The organism is Lactobacillus sp. ESL0684 (assembly GCF_029392675.1).
GTDB lineage: Bacteria > Bacillota > Bacilli > Lactobacillales > Lactobacillaceae > Lactobacillus.
This window is the reverse complement of record NZ_CP113941.1, coordinates 1,258,853-1,275,597: the sequence shown is the minus strand read 5'-3', so window position 1 is coordinate 1,275,597 and position 16,745 is coordinate 1,258,853. Positions and strand designations below refer to the sequence as shown.

Annotated in this window: 16 protein-coding genes; 15 read left to right on the top strand and 1 reads right to left on the bottom strand. The window is 37.5% G+C overall.

The genetic code is table 11. From position 1 onward, the window contains the following. The 12 genes from OZX56_RS06165 to OZX56_RS06110 all read left to right on the top strand — a co-directional run bounded on the left by OZX56_RS06165 (nucleotide 1) and on the right by OZX56_RS06110 (nucleotide 13,363). Complete coding sequence (locus tag OZX56_RS06165) at nucleotides 1-393, top strand: DUF1149 family protein (RefSeq protein ID WP_277126185.1); 393 nt, start codon at nucleotides 1-3, stop codon at nucleotides 391-393. Between the two features lie 19 nt (nucleotides 394-412). After that, nucleotides 413-2,854, top strand: a complete 2,442-nt coding sequence (locus OZX56_RS06160; protein ID WP_277139289.1) for a DNA translocase FtsK — start codon at nucleotides 413-415, stop codon at nucleotides 2,852-2,854. 171 nt (nucleotides 2,855-3,025) lie between these two features. Further along, on the top strand, nucleotides 3,026-3,754 hold the full coding sequence (locus OZX56_RS06155; protein ID WP_277126187.1) for an SDR family oxidoreductase: 729 nt from the start codon (nucleotides 3,026-3,028) through the stop codon (nucleotides 3,752-3,754). Between the two features lie 47 nt (nucleotides 3,755-3,801). Beyond that, entirely contained in the window at nucleotides 3,802-4,893 is a 1,092-nt protein-coding gene (locus OZX56_RS06150) for a helix-turn-helix domain-containing protein (RefSeq protein WP_277139288.1), read from the top strand. Between the two features lie 24 nt (nucleotides 4,894-4,917). Continuing rightward, nucleotides 4,918-5,478, top strand: coding sequence for a CDP-diacylglycerol--glycerol-3-phosphate 3-phosphatidyltransferase (gene pgsA / locus OZX56_RS06145; protein WP_277139287.1), 561 nt, complete (start codon nucleotides 4,918-4,920; stop codon nucleotides 5,476-5,478). Nucleotides 5,479-5,610: 132 nt separating this feature from the next. Continuing rightward, a complete protein-coding gene (locus OZX56_RS06140) occupies nucleotides 5,611-6,819 on the top strand; it encodes an ABC transporter ATP-binding protein (RefSeq protein WP_277126190.1) in 1,209 nt (402 codons plus the stop codon). Continuing rightward, complete coding sequence (locus OZX56_RS06135; RefSeq protein ID WP_277126191.1) at nucleotides 6,819-7,451, top strand: ABC transporter permease; 633 nt, start codon at nucleotides 6,819-6,821, stop codon at nucleotides 7,449-7,451. Before OZX56_RS06140 ends, OZX56_RS06135 begins: the two co-directional genes overlap by 1 nt. A gap of 56 nt (nucleotides 7,452-7,507) precedes the next feature. After that, entirely contained in the window at nucleotides 7,508-8,401 is an 894-nt protein-coding gene (locus tag OZX56_RS06130; protein ID WP_277140360.1) for an osmoprotectant ABC transporter substrate-binding protein, read from the top strand. Continuing rightward, on the top strand, nucleotides 8,402-9,061 hold the full coding sequence (locus OZX56_RS06125; RefSeq protein WP_277126192.1) for an ABC transporter permease: 660 nt from the start codon (nucleotides 8,402-8,404) through the stop codon (nucleotides 9,059-9,061). Between the two features lie 120 nt (nucleotides 9,062-9,181). Beyond that, entirely contained in the window at nucleotides 9,182-10,291 is a 1,110-nt protein-coding gene (recA, locus tag OZX56_RS06120) for a recombinase RecA (protein ID WP_277126193.1), read from the top strand. Between the two features lie 125 nt (nucleotides 10,292-10,416). Next, nucleotides 10,417-12,048: a ribonuclease Y gene (rny, locus tag OZX56_RS06115; RefSeq protein WP_277126194.1), complete on the top strand. Its 1,632-nt coding sequence runs from the start codon at nucleotides 10,417-10,419 to the stop codon at nucleotides 12,046-12,048. Nucleotides 12,049-12,202: 154 nt separating this feature from the next. Next, a complete protein-coding gene (locus tag OZX56_RS06110; RefSeq protein ID WP_277139286.1) occupies nucleotides 12,203-13,363 on the top strand; it encodes an MraY family glycosyltransferase in 1,161 nt (386 codons plus the stop codon). 18 nt (nucleotides 13,364-13,381) lie between these two features. Here OZX56_RS06110 and OZX56_RS06105 read toward each other — a convergent pair whose 3' ends face one another. Next, on the bottom strand, nucleotides 13,382-14,038 hold the full coding sequence (locus OZX56_RS06105; protein ID WP_277139285.1) for a YigZ family protein: 657 nt from the start codon (nucleotides 14,036-14,038) through the stop codon (nucleotides 13,382-13,384). Between the two features lie 46 nt (nucleotides 14,039-14,084). Between OZX56_RS06105 and OZX56_RS06100 the strand changes: the two genes are divergently transcribed. The 3 genes from OZX56_RS06100 (at nucleotide 14,085) to raiA (ending at nucleotide 16,710) form a co-directional block, all read left to right on the top strand. Next, nucleotides 14,085-15,365 carry a DEAD/DEAH box helicase family protein gene (locus OZX56_RS06100; RefSeq protein WP_277139284.1) on the top strand — a complete coding sequence of 427 codons (1,281 nt, stop codon included), beginning with the start codon at nucleotides 14,085-14,087 and terminating at the stop codon, nucleotides 15,363-15,365. After that, on the top strand, nucleotides 15,362-16,051 hold the full coding sequence (locus OZX56_RS06095; RefSeq protein ID WP_277139283.1) for a double zinc ribbon domain-containing protein: 690 nt from the start codon (nucleotides 15,362-15,364) through the stop codon (nucleotides 16,049-16,051). The genes OZX56_RS06100 and OZX56_RS06095 overlap by 4 nt, the downstream gene beginning before the upstream one ends. Nucleotides 16,052-16,170: 119 nt before the next feature. Then, nucleotides 16,171-16,710 carry a ribosome-associated translation inhibitor RaiA gene (gene raiA, locus OZX56_RS06090; RefSeq protein ID WP_277126199.1) on the top strand — a complete coding sequence of 180 codons (540 nt, stop codon included), beginning with the start codon at nucleotides 16,171-16,173 and terminating at the stop codon, nucleotides 16,708-16,710. Nucleotides 16,711-16,745: the final 35 nt, after the last annotated feature.

Below are 16,745 nucleotides of genomic sequence, written 5' to 3'. Positions count from 1 at the left end.
ATGGACTTTTCAAAAGAAACGCCAGTTATGGTGAAAAACTTTCATTACGATATTAACGCTGAGCCAGAGACTAAGGATCAAGTTGAGTTTGGCTTAAAAAAAGTTGAAAAACAAAATGAAGATGGTACTAGAGATGAAGGGCAAGACGGCAATTACTTTGAAATTAACGTCGTGTTTGATGTCGCACCCATGCCAGGAGACTTTTCAGTTAGTGGGATGATTAGTCAAATTGTTCAGATTAAGGATTATTTTGGTGATGGTAGTGATTTAGATAAGACCGACTATAAATTGCTTAGTCGGCCCTTAGTGGAATATATTGAAACTTTAACTTATGAAGTTACCCGAATTACTTTGGATCAGCCAGTCAATTTGAATTTTCAAGCTAATTTTTAGTAGTTGAATAGGAATAGTTATGCCTAAGAAGAAAAAAAGGAAGACAGCTAAGCCACGTAAAAAGGTGCAAAAGACTGGAATAACCTGGGCAGTGACTGGTCTGGTTCAGATAGTAATTGCACTATTTGCGTTTGCTAAATTTGGCTGGTTAGGTAAACAAATTGCCAATGCTTACCGACTCTTTTGCGGAGATTCCTATTTATTAGCAGCCGGCTTATGCATTTTATTTGGGTTAGTAATGTTGATTTATAATCAGCCATTGCATTTCAAGTTTAAGCGAAGTTGCGGGTTATTTTTGGCATTTTTAGGATTATTGTTGATTCAAAGTAGTATCTATTTTGAACATGAATTAGTCAACAATGCTTTTATGAATGCTTTTTGGCATGAAATGAAAGCTGAGTTTGTGCGAGCAGGAGTAACTTTGCCACTTGGAGGTGGCATGATTGGTGCACTTGGCTACCAATGTTTTTATCCGTTACTTGGTCATATCGGGTTGCGAATTTTAGCAATTTTATTGATTCCCAGTGGAATATTGATGTTTTGTGATGTCAAGTTTAGAACCTTGATCAACGTGATTCAAGCCGCAGGACAATTATTTGTTAGGCAGAATCAACAAGCTGGACTTAAGCTAAAAAACAAGTATGGTAAAATTCGTCAGCAGCATCAACAACAGCAAAAAACACCTGTCGAACCTTTACCAGAAGCGGTTGATCGTTCAACTGAATTTCCTAATGTTGACGACTTTAAAATTGCTAATACGCAAGTTGGTAAAGTTGCTTCTAAAGCAGATGGTCAAAAAGATGCGGCTACGTCAACGACATCAAATCAATCAGTAAAACAAGACGAGCCACAAATTCAAATTTCAAGTCATAATCATCCTCAAAAGCAGGCAATTAAAAGTAATTCGGAGTCTGACTCGCTTCCAAAATCACATTTAGCCGATCAAGAAGATCAGCAACTTGAACAAAAGTTGGGAGCCATTGACCATGGTGAATTAAAGCAGAATCAGCGGACTGATTCGACATATCAGCGTCCGCCATTATCGTTACTCAATGCCGTTAAAGAAGTTGATCAAAGTACGGATGAGTCCTTAATTAGAAAAAATACTCAAGTATTGCAGTCTACTTTTAAAAGTTTTGGCGTTAACGTTATCATTAAAAAGGCAATTTTGGGGCCAACAATTACGCGCTATGAGGTGCAACCAGCTGTTGGGGTCAAAGTAAGTCGCATTGTTAATTTGGCGGATGATTTAGCTTTGGCATTGGCTGCCAAGGATATTCGAATCGAGGCGCCAATTCCTGGTAAACCATTTATCGGTATTGAGGTACCGAATCGAACTAATTCGGTGGTTTCTTTTAAAGATGTAATGCAAAATCAGTCTGAAAAGGCTCATAAAGATCCAATGGAGGTTCCATTAGGTAAAGATGTAACTGGGCAAACAATTTCAGCTAATTTAGCCAAAATGCCGCATTTACTGATTGCTGGTTCCACGGGATCGGGAAAGTCGGTAGCAATTAATACGATTTTAACCAGTGTCTTAATGAAAGCTAAACCTGATGAAGTAAAATTGGTCTTAATTGATCCCAAGATGGTGGAATTATCAGTTTATGGTGGTGTGCCACATTTGCTAATTCCCGTAGTTACTGATGCCAAATTGGCAGCTAACGCTTTGAATAAGGTAGTCAAAGAAATGGAGCGACGGTACCAACTATTTGCAGCTAGCGGTGCACGAAATATGGCTGAGTACAATCAAAAAGTGCAACTCAATAATCAGGATAAGGAAAAGTCAGTAATGCAACCTTTACCATATATTTTGGTAATAGTTGATGAACTTAGTGACTTAATGATGGTTGGTGGTCATGACGTTGAAGGTGCAATTGTTCGTTTGGGACAAATGGCTCGGGCAGCTGGAATTCATATGATCTTAGCCACTCAACGACCAAGTGTTGATGTTATTACTGGTTTGATTAAGGCTAATGTCCCGTCACGGATTTCCTTTGCTGTTTCGAGTGGAGTTGATTCCAGAACAATTTTAGATCAAACCGGTGCTGAAAAATTGTTGGGACGTGGTGATATGCTTTACATGCCTGTTGGGGCGTCAAAGCCTGAGAGAATTCAAGGCGCCTACGTTTCCTCAAGTGAGGTTGAGCAAGTAATTACCTGGGTTAAGGATCAGCAAAAGCCAGAATATGATCAAAGTCTTATTCCTCAAGCAAGTGATAATGCAGCAGCCAGTACTGATGATGAGCCAGAAGATGAACTTTATGAGCAGTCTGTTGAATTAGTTAGACACCAGCAAACGGCGAGTGTTTCATTATTGCAGCGTCGTTTTCGAATTGGTTATAATCGCGCAGCCCGAATTGTTGATGAAATGGAAGCCAAAGGAATAGTGGGTCCGTCTGAAGGTTCTAAACCTAGACAAGTTTTGCTGCCGGCTTCTGACGACGAGGCAGCTGATTAAAATTTTAAGAAAGTTTAGCATGTTATGTTTTTGTACTTTTTTTATTGTAAAAAATGTTAAAATAAATTTGAACATTGTGCTCGGGAAAAACTGGAAATACGCTGGTGAGTATTATACAATTTGAGGTATTGTATTGCTTATTTATGTGAACAAATAAAAAGGAAGTTTTAAATGCAGCGAGCAATTGTATTCGGTGGTACTGGCGGAATTGGACAAGCAATTTGTCGGGACTTGGCAGCTGCTGGTTGGTCATTATATGTTCATTGTAATGACCAGTGGCAGTTGGCGTGTGAATTATGTGAAAACTTGACGCAGCATTACTCTTCGCAAGATTTTATTCCGATTAAGTTTGACTTTTTAACTAATAATGAAAACTTGTCGGCTTTTGTAAAGCAGTTATTGCCAGTCAATGCACTTGTTTTTGCACAGGGAATAACTGATTATCAATTTGTTGGCAAGCAAAAGCTAGCAACTATTGATAAGTTAATGCAACTTAATTTACAACTGCCTATCAAGTTGACAGCTTTGTTTGAACCAATTTTGGTTAAACAGGATTATAGTCGAATAGTTTATCTGGGATCAGTATATGGCAAGCAAGGCAGTGCTCTTGAAGCAGTATACAGTGCTACTAAGGCTGGGTTAAGTGGCTTTGCTCAAGCATATGCGCGTGAAGTCGCTTCGGCTCAATTAACCGTTAATGTAATTGCACCAGGAGCAGTAGATACACCAATGAATGCAATGTTTGATCCAGCTACAATGGATGAAGTGCAAGCAGAGATTCCTGCTGGACGTTTAGCTACAGGTGATGATATTGCCTTTTGGGTAACTAATCTACTTGATGAGCGTTCTGATTATCTAACTGGGCAGACAATTTATGTCAGTGGTGGCTGGTTAGTTTAATCAAGATTAACTAAAAACCAACTTGAAGTATTAATAAAGAGGTAATTATGGCAGATATCGGAGAGAAATTACGCAGCGCCAGAGAAGCAAAAGGACTTTCAATTGCAGATATTGAAAAGGCAACGAAGATTCAGAGTAGATATCTGACGGCAATTGAGCAAGATGAGTTTGATAAATTGCCCGGTGATTTTTATGTTCGGGCCTTTATTAGGCAATACGCTCAAGTTGTAGGCCTAGATGGTAAAGAATTATTAAGCGAATACCATCAAGACATACCTAAAGCGGAACCTGATGAGTACGTTGAAGATTCAATTGATAATAAAAGTGAAGAAGTTCGTAAAACAACTGATAATAAGAAGAAAATTTGGCAGGATTATTTACCACGAATCATTATTGGTTTAGGAATTGTAGTAGTGATATTAGTTTGTTACGTAGTGTATGCACACTTTTCTTCAAATAAGCAAACTGACACCACTGACAATGATGTGGCGGTATCTTCAACTAATAATGCTAAGCCTAAGAAAAAGAAACGGGCTAAGCGAAATTCAGTTAAGATTAAAGAAATTGCTACTAATCAATTTCAAGTTACTGGTTTAAAGAAGAATCGTAACTTGGTTGTTCGTGCTGGTCAGCAAAGTGTTACTGTGACTATTACGATTGACGGTGCTAATCAAGGTTCGCAAACGTTAGTTGCTGATCAAAAGCGAACACTAGAATTATCCCCAAGTGCCAATAATGTAGTAGTTACTTTAAGCAATGCTGCCGATGCGACAATTACAATTGGAGGTAAAAAAGTTCCGTTTACCAAACAAGAAGGTAGTATGTCATTGACGTTCATCTTAGGTAAAGCTAGACAGTCTAAACCAAGTCAGTCTAATGATACAAATAATAATTATCAGCATAATAATACAACTGATTCTAACCAACATCAGACTAATCGCAATAATAGGCAACAGAATCAAACTCAAAGCCAAAATCAACCTGCTCATAATAATAATCAGTCTAACAATAATCAACAAGGTCAGACTGGTCAACAGAATAACAACCAATCAAATAATACTGAGCATAGCAATCAAAATAGTGGCACGAATGGTACGAATAATTCATCTACTACTAATAATGACAACGGAAATAACTAGTAATATAGGAGAAGCAAGCGAAAAATGAATTTGCCTAATAAATTAACGGTATTTAGAATAATTTTGATTCCAGTCTTTGTGCTGGTAGTAATGTTTGGTGGAGATGCGAGCGTTCAAGTTGGCAATGCAACGGTTTACTGGAGATTAGTCATTGCCGCGATAATTTTTGCCGTTGCTTCAGCAACTGACTGGTTTGATGGTCATATTGCTCGTTCACGTAATTTGGTTACTAATTTTGGCAAGTTTGCGGATCCGTTAGCTGATAAGATGTTGACGATGACTGCTTTCATTATGCTAGTTGATCTAAAATTGGCTCCGGCATGGGTAGTAGTGATTATAGTTTGTCGTGAACTTGCGGTTACAGGTTTGCGTTTAATACTAGCAGAGAATAAGGGTCAAGTAATGGCAGCGGCGATGCCAGGTAAAATTAAGACTACTTGTCAAATGTTATCAGTTATTTTTCTATTAATCGGTAACTTTTATTATATTGGTACAATTTTGTTATACATTGCATTAATCTTCACTATTTATTCAGGTTGGGATTATTTCCATAGTTCATGGAGTGTATTTAAAGGTTCAATGTAAGATTACATTTAAAAAGCACTAACTGGGTTAGTGCTTTTTTGGTTCAGTTATTTTACATAATCGATATTTTTGCTTACTGGCAATGCTTTTGTTAACATTAAAGTAATAGACTTTTTTAAAAGAGGAGACATTATGACAGAAGAAATTCCGATGGTTGAGTTTAAGGATGTAACAAAGTTATATCCTAAAACTAAAAAACCAGCTGTTGAAAACGTTAATTTTAAAATTAAAAAAGGCGATTTTTGCTGCTTAATTGGTACCTCTGGTTCTGGAAAAACTACGTTAATGCGGATGATTAACCGTATGAATACAGTAACCAAGGGAAAAATTCTAGTTAAAGGTAAAGATGTGAACAGTTTTAATCCGGTTGATTTACGTCGCCATATTGGTTACGTGATTCAAAATAACGGATTAATGCCACATATGACAATTCGAGACAACATTGTTTTGGTACCGAAATTATTAAAGTGGCCTAAAGAAAAGTTGGATTCTGAAGCGGAGCGATTAATCAAATTGACCGAACTACCAGAATCATATTTGGATAGATATCCTACTGAATTATCAGGTGGTCAACAACAAAGAATCGGGGTTGTCCGGGCACTTGCGGCTAATCAAGACTTGATTTTGATGGATGAGCCATTCGGTGCTTTAGATCCAATTACTCGAGAGAATTTACAAGATTTAGTCCAAAAATTGCAGACTAAGTTTGGTAAAACTATTGTATTTGTAACCCATGATATGGATGAAGCCTTGAAATTGGCCACTAAAATTGTAGTAATGGATAATGGACAGATGGTTCAAGAGGGTACACCAGATGAAATCTTGCAAAACCCTGCTAATGATTTTGTTAGGAATTTAATCGGTGAAGAACGACTAGCAGAAGCTCAATATGATACGGTGCAAGTTAAAGATGTTATGAAGCCAGATCCAGTTAAGATCAATATTGGTGCTAGCTTGCGTGAAGCCTTGAAAGTAATGAAGCAAAAACACGTTGATACATTACTAGTTGTTGATGATTCCGATCATTATAAGGGAATTGTCCCAATTGAAAAATTGCAGCAACAGTATCGAATTAGCTCCAGTGTTAGTGATATTGTCAATAGGCAAATTCATACCATTGGACCTGATGAATATTTGCGTGATAATTTCAGCCGAATTATGGGACGAAACGTGCACTACATTCCAGTAGTTGATGATCAAGGAAAGTTAGTTGGAATTGTAACTCGGTCTAGTTTAGTTGATGCTGTATATCAAACTATTTGGGGTGATACCTCGCCATTAACGCAATCGCAGGATCAACCGGAAAGTGATACTGATTCTATAAAGAAGGCGAGTGAATAATGGAAGCATTTTTGGCACAACATGGTTCTGAATTAATTGAAAAGACCTGGGAACAAATTTATCTTTCAGCTATTTCACTAGGCTTGGGTGTCCTAGTAGCTGTTCCTTTGGGAGTAATCCTTTCCCGTTTTCCAAAAACTGCTAATGTCGTGATGAATATTGCTAGTATGCTACAAACGATTCCTGCATTGGCTTTGCTTGCTTTGATGTTACCGATTTTTGGAATTGGGAAGCTGCCATCGATTGTCGCTTTGTTCATTTATAGTTTGATGCCCATCTTGCGTAATACATATATTGGTATGAAAGGCGTTGATGCTAATGTGATCGATTCAGCAAAGGGATTGGGAATGACCAACTTTCAATCGATTATGAAAGTTGAAGTTCCATTGGCAATGCCTGTAATCATGTCAGGAATTAGGTTGTCAGCAATTTATGTAATTGCGTGGTCAACGTTAGCATCCTATATTGGTGCAGGCGGACTAGGAGACTTAATCTTTAATGGCTTGAATCTGTTCCAGCCCGATTTAATCATTGGTGGGACTGTTCCAGTAATCTTACTGGCAATTTTGACAGATTATTTGCTTGGAAAGGTTGAGGCTAAATTAACCCCAGCAACCCAGAAGAGTAACTAAAGGAGGCAAACGACATGAAGAAAAAAATAATTCGTTGGCTAACTTTATTAGGAATAATGCTGGTTACTGTATTTAGTAGTGGTTGTAGTTTACCTGGCCTGGGCTCGGCACAGGGTGGAGCAGACAGCGTTCGCATAGCTTCTTTGAATACTACTGAGTCACAGGTATTGGCCAACATCATTTCGGAATTAGTTAAACATGAAACCAATTACCAAACAGAAATTGTTGATAATTTAGGTTCTGCACCATTAATGCATCAGGCACTGGTGCGCAATGATGCGGATATTCAGGCTGCCTCTTATACTGGTACAGAGTTGACAACTAATTTGAATTTGCCACCAACTAAAAACGCTAAGAAAGCTACTCAAACTGTCAGGCGAGAAGTTAAGCAGCGTTATGATCAGACAGACTTTCCCTCATATGGCTATGAAAACCTGTTTGCTTTTATGGTAACCCAAAAGGATGCTAAAAAATATAAGTTAGAAACAGTCTCTGATCTTAGCAAAGTTGCGGATAAGTTTAAGTTTGGGGTAGATAGTAATTGGATTAATCGTAAAGGTGATGGCTATCAGGCTTTCCAGCAATATTATCATATGAGCTTTGCACAAGCATATCCGATGCAGATTGGGTTAGTGTATTCGGCCTTAGCTAGTGGAAAAATGAATGTTGTCTTAGGTTATTCAACTGATGGTCGTGTTGACAGTTATCACTTGAAGCAATTAAAAGATAATCGGCACTTTTTCCCACCATATGAAGCTTCAATGATTGTTAATAATTCGCTTTTGCGTAAGCATCCTGAATTAAAGCCATTGTTGCACCGACTTGATGGCAAGATTGATGTACATACAATGCGGAGTTTGAATTATCAGGTTGATGATCAGCTGCTGGAGCCCAAAGTTGTTGCCCAGAAGTTCTTAAAGAAAAATAATTATTTCCGAGGTGATAAATAAATGTCACATTTAAATACTTTTCAGCAATTGCTGTATTATTATAATCACAATGGAATGTATGTTTTAGAACAATTTACCCGGCACTTTTTAGTGTCAATTTATGGGGTTTTGTTTGCGGCAATTGTGGGAATACCAATTGGTATTTTTATTGCACGCAATCATAAGTTAGGCAATTTTGTCATTAGTGTTGCTAACGTTATTCAAACTATTCCGTCATTGGCGCTACTTTCAATCATTATGATTGGCATGGGCTTGGGAGTTAATACGGTGATTGTCACAGTATTCTTGTATTCGCTATTACCAATTATTAAAAATACATATACTGGCATGCGAAATGTTGATCGTAATATCATTGATTCTGGACGCGGCATGGGTATGACTAATTGGCAAATTTTGTATATGGTCAAACTGCCATTGTCTCTATCGATTATTTTGGCTGGTATTCGAAATGCATTAGTTTTAGCAATCGGAATTACTGCGATTGGTGCCTTTGTTGGAGCTGGAGGTTTAGGTGATATTATTATTCGCGGAACTAATGCAACTAATGGTAGTGCAATTATTTTAGCAGGTGCGATTCCGACTGCATTAATGGCGATTATCTCTGATACTATTTTGAATTTCTTACAAAAATTTTTGGAAAGAAAAACAACGAAAAAATAAGTTGCGGCTTTTGCGTATTTAAGAATGAGTAAAGACGTTAAACGTTCGTTCGGTTTTTTCTTGCAAAATTAACATAAATCAACGTATAATTAATGAGTATTAATAGAGGAGGAAAACTGCTTGGCCAAAGATGAAAAACAGACTGCATTGGATAATGCACTCAAAAAGATTGAAAAAAATTTTGGTAAAGGTGCCGTAATGCGGATGGGTGATAAGGCGAATACCAAGATTTCGACTATCCCAACTGGTTCGTTAGCTCTTGATGCAGCTCTTGGTGTTGGAGGTTATCCACGCGGAAGGATAATTGAAGCATATGGTCCTGAGTCTTCAGGTAAGACAACAGTAGCTTTACATGCAGTTGCTGAAGTTCAAAAGCGCGGGGGTACTGCAGCTTATATTGATGCTGAAAATGCCATGGATCCAGCTTATGCTGAAGCTTTAGGGGTGGATGTTGATTCCTTGATTTTATCACAGCCTAATACTGGTGAAGAAGGACTCCAAATTGCTGATACTTTAATTGCTAGTGGGGCAATTGACATCTTAGTTGTCGACTCAGTTGCAGCACTAGTTCCGCAAGCCGAAATCGATGGAGAAATGGGCGATAGCCATGTTGGTTTGCAAGCTCGACTAATGAGTCAGGCCTTACGTAAACTTTCTGGTAATATTAACAAGACTAAGACTATTGCTATCTTTATTAACCAAATTCGTGAAAAAGTTGGTATTATGTTTGGTAATCCTGAAACCACACCAGGTGGTCGTGCATTAAAATTCTATGCTACTATTAGGTTAGAAATTAGACGAGCAGAAAAGATTAAGCAAACAGGCGGCGATATTACTGGTAATCGCGTTAAAATTAAAGTGGTTAAGAACAAGGTTGCTCCGCCGTTTAAAGTTGCTGAAGTTGACATGATGTATGGTCAAGGGATTTCTCAAAGTGGGGAGTTACTTGATATGGCAGCTGAAAAGGATATTATTGCTAAAGCTGGTTCATGGTATTCTTACAATAATGATCGAATAGGTCAGGGACGTGAAAATGCTAAGAAGTATTTAGAAGAGCATACTGATGTCTATACTGAAGTTGAACAAAAAGTAAGGCAAGCCTATGGAATTGATGAAGACTCAATTGCAGAACGTGAAGATCCTGAAAAGGTAAAAGCCAAAACTGCCAAAGATGAGACTTCTGTCAAGGAGGCTGCTAAGTCAGAAGAAACCACCAAAAAAAGCAAATAAAATAGAAGAAATTGATCTTGACTTAGGAATTTAGGTCAAGGTTTTTTTCTTGTTGATTGACAGTTGCAATTTGGTTCTTTATTATTAATATTGTGTGAATAATCTGAAAAAAGGCGATAGTAATCATGACAAACACAATTTTGATTCCCGTCGCGGTTGCAATTATTTCAATTTTAGTTGGTTATGGCATTGGCTACGCAATTCGGAAGAATTGGTGGGAAAAGCAAACTCAAAATGCTCAACAAGATGCAAACCATATTTTAAGCGATGCAAAGGCGCAAGTAGCTACTGCCAAAGCAGAAGTTAATGCGCAAAAGCAGGCAGCAGATGCTCTCAAGCAAAGTGCTCAAAATACTAAAAAAGAAAAAATTCTTGAAGCTCAAGAACAAATTCAGGATTATCGACAAAAAGTTGAAGACGAGTTAAATGTTAAACGGGATGCTGTGGCGCGTGACCGTAACCGTCTGAAACAGCGTGAAGATACCTTCAACCACAAAAATTCTTTGTTGAAAGAGCAAGAAAATGAGCTCAATCAACAGGCAAAGCAACTAACTAAACAATCTGAGCAACTGAAACAACAGGCTCAGGCAGCAGATGAATTAATTCAAAAGAGACAGCAAAAGTTGTATGAAGTAGCCAATTTAGATGAAGAACAAGCTAAGAAGCTGGTGTTAAGCCATCTATCTGATAAGTTGGTTAAAGAGCAAGCAGAAATGATTAAGGATAGCAATGAGGAAGTCCAGGCTAAAGCTGATCATTATGCTCGTCAAGTAATTATTGATGCAATTCAAAGTAGTTCTGCAGATACAGTTGCTGAGACAACAGTATCTGTGGTTGATTTACCTAATGAAGAAATGAAAGGGCGAATTATTGGCCGTGAGGGGCGTAATATTCGTTCTTTTGAGGCTTTAACTGGTGTGGATTTAATTATTGATGATACACCCAAAGTTGTTACTTTAAGTGGTTTTGATGCGATTAGGCGCGAAATTGCTAAGAGAGCGATGGAAAAGTTAGTTAAGGATGGTCGAATTCATCCAGCTCGCATTGAAGAGACGGTTGATCGAGCACGTAAAGAAGTTAACGATGATATTTATGAAGCTGGAGAAAGCGCCTTAATGGAGCTCAGCATTCATAAAATGGATCCAGAATTAGTTAAAATTTTAGGTCGATTAAAATATCGGACGTCGTATGGTCAGAATGTTTTAGGGCATTCAATTGAAGTAGCAAGGCTAGCTGGCACTATGGCAGCTGAGCTTGGTTTGAATGAAAAATTAGCAGTCCGCGCGGGATTATTACACGATATTGGAAAAGCCATCGATCATGATATAGAGGGCTCACACGTTGAAATTGGCGTAGAGTTAGCCCGTAAGTATCACGAATCTGATGTAATTGTTAATGCAATTGCGGCACATCATGGTGATGTACCCAAATTATCATTTATTGCGGAACTTGTTGTAGCGGCTGATACGCTGTCTTCAGCGAGACCAGGAGCAAGAAGTGAAAGTTTAGAAAACTATATTAGAAGGTTAACTGAACTTGAGCAAATTGCTAAGAGATATCATGGTGTGAAACAAGCATATGCCATTCAGGCAGGCCGTGAAATTCGAGTAATGGTTGAACCTGAAAAGGTTTCGGATGATCGGATTACTGTTTTAGCACATGATATTCGTAATCAAGTTGAAAAAGAACTTGATTACCCGGGAAATATTAAAATTACCGTGATTCGTGAAAAACGAGTTGTTGCAGTTGCAAAATAAAAAAACTGGACCTTGAAAGTCCAGCTTTTTTATTATTTAAAATTTAGACTGTAAGCAGACAAAATATCTAAATAATTGCTATAATTAGACTAATTTGTACAAAAAGACGCTAACCTGTATAATTAAAGCAATTAAATTATGAAAGTAGCCAATTATGTTTAAAATTATTGTCGAACTGTTCTTTTTAGTAATTATCCAAGTAGCAATCACTCCATTTATTAGGCGGCTAGCCTTCGTTTTAGGTGCGGTTGATAACCCTAATGCTAGGCGAATTAATAAGAAGCCAATGCCTACTTTAGGTGGATTAGGAATTTTTGTAACTTTTAATATTGGCGTCTTTGTTTTATTGCGAGATCAATTTCCTACTCATGAAGCTTTTAGCGTGCTGCTAGGTTCAAGTGTGATCGTTTTAACTGGCATTATTGATGATATTATGGAATTAAAGCCGCGTCAGAAAATGTTTGGCATTTTTGTTGGCGCTCTGGTTATTTACTTTTTAGGCGGTATTAAGATGAATGTCGTTAATTTACCGTTTATTAACAAGCAGATTGATCTAGGCTGGTGGAGTTTGCCGATCACGATTTTTTGGATTTTGGCGTTAACCAATGCTGTCGATTTAATTGATGGTTTAGATGGGTTAGCTGACGGGGTTTCAATGATTTCTTTAGTTACAATGGGAATTGTCGGTTACTTTTTCTTACATACACGCCAGTTGTATATCCCAATTGCCTGTTTTATGTTGGCTGCCTGTTTACTAGGATTTTTACCGTACAACTTTCATCCAGCTAAAATGTTTCTGGGGGATACTGGTGCATTGTATATCGGATTCATGATTGCCATATTGTCGCTTAAAGGATTAAAAAATGTCACTTTTATTTCTTTATTAGTGCCGATTACGATTCTTGGTGTACCAATCACTGATACGATCTATGCGATGATTCGGCGAAAGTTGAATAATCGACCAGTTTCACAAGCTGATAAACACCATTTGCACCATCAGTTGATGAAAATGGGGTTGACTCATCGTCAGACCGTCTTATCGATTTATGCAATTTCACTAAGTTTTTCATTTATCTCATTGTTGTTCCTGCTTTCACCGTTATGGGGTACCTTAGTTTTGATTCTTGGATTATTGCTGGCACTTGAACTCTTTGTTGAATCGATTGGGTTACTGGGAGAAAAATATAAACCGCTTTTGCGGTTAATTCAAAGAATAATTAATTCGCGTAATAAAAATGATCCGACAGTTGAAGTTTGGCACCTTGGACAAGAAAAACCAGAACAATTAAAAAACAAGCATGAAAAAAAAGATTAGGAATATTCCTAATCTTTTTTATTGGTTATGGTAATCATGTTCATTGATATCAATTTCATTGTAGCGACTCTGTCCTTGAGTAAAGCTTATTTTACCTGCCAGCAAGTTAGTTAGCAAGCTTTTTACTGCTTCTTGCTCGGGTATGTCGGTAAAAAGGTGTATTTCAACGTTGATACCATAGTTGATATTAGCAATGTAAATATTTTTTTGTTGTAAAAAATGTTTGACTTCATCTAGACGATTATAAGGAATTTGAAAAATTAATTCTTGTTGTAGTACTCGTCTAACAACCCCAATGTTGCTGACTGCTTCAGTGACGCTGTTAGAATATGCGCGAATTAAACCGCCAGCGCCAAGCTTAATACCACCGAAATACCGAGTAACTACTACTGTTACATTTTTTAGCTTCATCAATTGTAACGCCTTTAATTCGGGTACACCGGCTGTTCCAGATGGCTCGCCGTTATCACTAGCTTTAACTTGGCGATCATCTAGGCCAAGTGTGTATGCATAGGTGTTATGTGTTGCATCATGATATTTATGGCTAGTAGCTGTTATAAATTGCTCTGCCTGATTAACAGATTTAGTCCGGGCAATTGTCGCAATAAATCGACTTTTTTTAATGATTAGCTCATGATTGCCGGTTTGTTTAATTGTTAAATAATCTTCTTTCATAAAAAATAACCTTCTTTTTTGCGTATTTAAGAGTGGAGGCAAAGAGATGGAGGATTTAGCATTCCTTGCTGGTCGCCAATGGATTGGTAATCAAGAGGATTTTAGCACAATAATTAATTTGAAGAAAATTCCAGCAATTGAAAATAGCCGTTGCAATCGCTGTGGGGCATTTGTAAATGCGCAATTACCTAATGGTAAAAAATATTGTCGAGCATGTCTTGGTATTGGGCGAATAGTTGAGGGCGATTGGCTAATGCGCAATTTGAATACTGCAATTTTTCCGCAAAGAAATCAAGTTTTAACTTGGCAGGGTAAGTTGACTGCAGCACAGGCAAAAATCTCGGCTAATTTAGTTGAAAATTTTGGAAAAGGTCAAGATACCTTAGTTCATGCAGTTACTGGTGCAGGTAAAACAGAAATGCTATTTGCCATAGTTGCTGAGTGCATTAAGCAGGGTAAGAGAGCAGGCATTGCGACACCACGAATTGACGTGGTTAATGAATTATATCCAAGATTTCAGGCAGCATTTGCAGAAATAGCAATTGGTAAGTATCATGGCCGAGAATTTAAGCAGCCAAGGCTAGAGCAATTAACGATTTGTACAACACACCAATTACTTAAATTTTATGGAGCATTTGATTTATTAATAATTGATGAGGTAGATTCGTTTCCTTATGCTAATGATCCACAGTTACATTTTGCAGCCAAAAATGCAGTGAAAAATACTGGGCTACGAGTCTATTTGACTGCAACGCCAACGCCTGATTTATTAACAGAAGTTAAACAGGGGAAATTAAAAAAATTAGCTTTAAAACGTCGCTTTCATGGAGGACTCTTACCTGTACCTGAAGAATACTTATTTTTGCAGCCTTTTTTACAAAAAAATCGGATTAATCCTAAGTTAATGCGAAGAATTATCAACGTCATCAAAGCAGGACATCCATTGCTATTGTTTGTGCCACGAATTGAGCAAATACCACTTTATTTAGCAGCTTTAAAACAAGAGCAAGCATTAAAACAGGTTGCTATGGCAGGAGTACATGCAGCAGATGCTAATCGGATTGATAAGGTATCACAGTTTCGGGCCGGTGAATTACAGTTGTTGGTAACCACTACGATTTTAGAGCGTGGCGTGACCTTCAATCACGTATGGGTAATTGTGGTTGAAGCTGACGATCAAATCTATACGGCTTCTAGCTTGGTACAAATTGCTGGTAGAGTTGGACGTGCTCAAGCAGATCCAACAGGTCTAGTTTTATTTTGTTACCACAAGTATACCGCAAATCTAAAAAGTGCAATGCAACAGATTAAGGCGATGAATCAATGAAGCAATGTTTATTGTGTGGGCAAGATTTTATTCCAGCGATTTCTTTGCTACAGGTTTTTTCATGGCGTCAGCAAAACAAGCAATGTATTTGTCCAAATTGTTTGAACAAATTTCGATTACTAGCCGAACCTACTTGTCCGATTTGCTCTGCTGAATTGTCCAGTACTAAGATTTGCACGGATTGTCTAACTTGGCAAAAAAGCTATGGTAATCAATTATTGCGTAATTATGCGCTATATCGATATAATCAGTCTTTTCATGACTTAATGGTCAATTATAAGCGGTATGGTGATTTTGTTTTAAGACTCGCATTGGCACAGCTGTGTGCATTGCCGCTAGCTAAAATTAAGGCGGATTTTTATGTTCCTTTGCCTACATCCCCAGAACATTTACAAAAACGGCAATTTGATACTGTTATGGGAATTTATCAAGATGTTGTGCCATTAACATCATTATTAGTAACTACTGGCGGGTTTGGGGCGCAAGGTGAAAAAAATCGTCAAGAACGTTTAGCAAGACCACAGAGTTTCTCTGTAGTTGATCAAGCTAAGGTTGATCTTAATCACCATAAGGTATTATTATTAGACGATATATATACTACTGGTAGAACACTATATCATGCACGTGATGCAATTTTGGCAGTTTTTCCTCAAGCAAAAATTGAAAGCTTTACAATTTGTCGCTAATTTTAAATACAAAGTAAAAATATTTTAGGTATTAACTGTATTATACTTGTAGAGCGCTTTCTCTTTTTGTTATAATAAAGATAGTAAAAGACTAATCTAGTCTGAAAGGAGAGTCTCATATGTTAAAGTATAATGTTCGTGGTGAGAATATCGAGGTAACTGATGCTTTAAGGAGTTATGTTGAAAAACGCTTGAAGAAATTGGAAAAATATTTTGATATGAACCAAGAAATGGTTGCTCACGTAAATCTAAAAATCTATCGTGATCATACAGCTAAAGTTGAAGTAACGATTCCACTACCATACTTAGTATTGAGAGCCGAGGATACTACCGATGATATGTATCGGAGTATCGATTTTGTTTCTGAAAAGTTGGAAAGACAGATTAGGAAATATAAGACGCGGATTAATCGCAAGAGTCGGGAAAAAGGGATTAGTGAATTTTTTGCTGAAGCACCTCAAGAAGAAAAAGCTCCTAGCGAATTCGACATTGTCCGTAATAAACAAATTGGGTTAAAACCAATGAGTCCAGAAGAAGCCATTTTACAAATGAATATGTTGGAGCATGACTTCTTTGTCTTTCAGGATGCTGAAACTAATGGCACAAGTGTTGTCTATCGCCGAAATGATGGTCGCTATGGTCTGATTGAAACTAATTAAAATTAGCGCTTTTAAGCAAAGACCCCACAATTATT

Excerpts from the sequence above, each read along its gene's own strand:
- OZX56_RS06165 (WP_277126185.1), top strand. The coding sequence starts at position 1 with ATGGACTTTTCAAAAGAAACGCCAGTTATGGTGAAAAACTTTCATTAC.
- OZX56_RS06160 (WP_277139289.1), top strand. The coding sequence starts at position 413 with ATGCCTAAGAAGAAAAAAAGGAAGACAGCTAAGCCACGTAAAAAGGTG.
- OZX56_RS06155 (WP_277126187.1), top strand. The coding sequence starts at position 3,026 with ATGCAGCGAGCAATTGTATTCGGTGGTACTGGCGGAATTGGACAAGCA.
- OZX56_RS06150 (WP_277139288.1), top strand. The coding sequence starts at position 3,802 with ATGGCAGATATCGGAGAGAAATTACGCAGCGCCAGAGAAGCAAAAGGA.
- pgsA (WP_277139287.1), top strand. The coding sequence starts at position 4,918 with ATGAATTTGCCTAATAAATTAACGGTATTTAGAATAATTTTGATTCCA.
- OZX56_RS06140 (WP_277126190.1), top strand. The coding sequence starts at position 5,611 with ATGACAGAAGAAATTCCGATGGTTGAGTTTAAGGATGTAACAAAGTTA.
- OZX56_RS06135 (WP_277126191.1), top strand. The coding sequence starts at position 6,819 with ATGGAAGCATTTTTGGCACAACATGGTTCTGAATTAATTGAAAAGACC.
- OZX56_RS06130 (WP_277140360.1), top strand. The coding sequence starts at position 7,508 with ATGCTGGTTACTGTATTTAGTAGTGGTTGTAGTTTACCTGGCCTGGGC.
- OZX56_RS06125 (WP_277126192.1), top strand. The coding sequence starts at position 8,402 with ATGTCACATTTAAATACTTTTCAGCAATTGCTGTATTATTATAATCAC.
- rny (WP_277126194.1), top strand. The coding sequence starts at position 10,417 with ATGACAAACACAATTTTGATTCCCGTCGCGGTTGCAATTATTTCAATT.
- OZX56_RS06110 (WP_277139286.1), top strand. The coding sequence starts at position 12,203 with ATGTTTAAAATTATTGTCGAACTGTTCTTTTTAGTAATTATCCAAGTA.
- OZX56_RS06105 (WP_277139285.1), bottom strand. The coding sequence starts at position 14,038 with ATGAAAGAAGATTATTTAACAATTAAACAAACCGGCAATCATGAGCTA.
- OZX56_RS06100 (WP_277139284.1), top strand. The coding sequence starts at position 14,085 with ATGGAGGATTTAGCATTCCTTGCTGGTCGCCAATGGATTGGTAATCAA.
- OZX56_RS06095 (WP_277139283.1), top strand. The coding sequence starts at position 15,362 with ATGAAGCAATGTTTATTGTGTGGGCAAGATTTTATTCCAGCGATTTCT.
- raiA (WP_277126199.1), top strand. The coding sequence starts at position 16,171 with ATGTTAAAGTATAATGTTCGTGGTGAGAATATCGAGGTAACTGATGCT.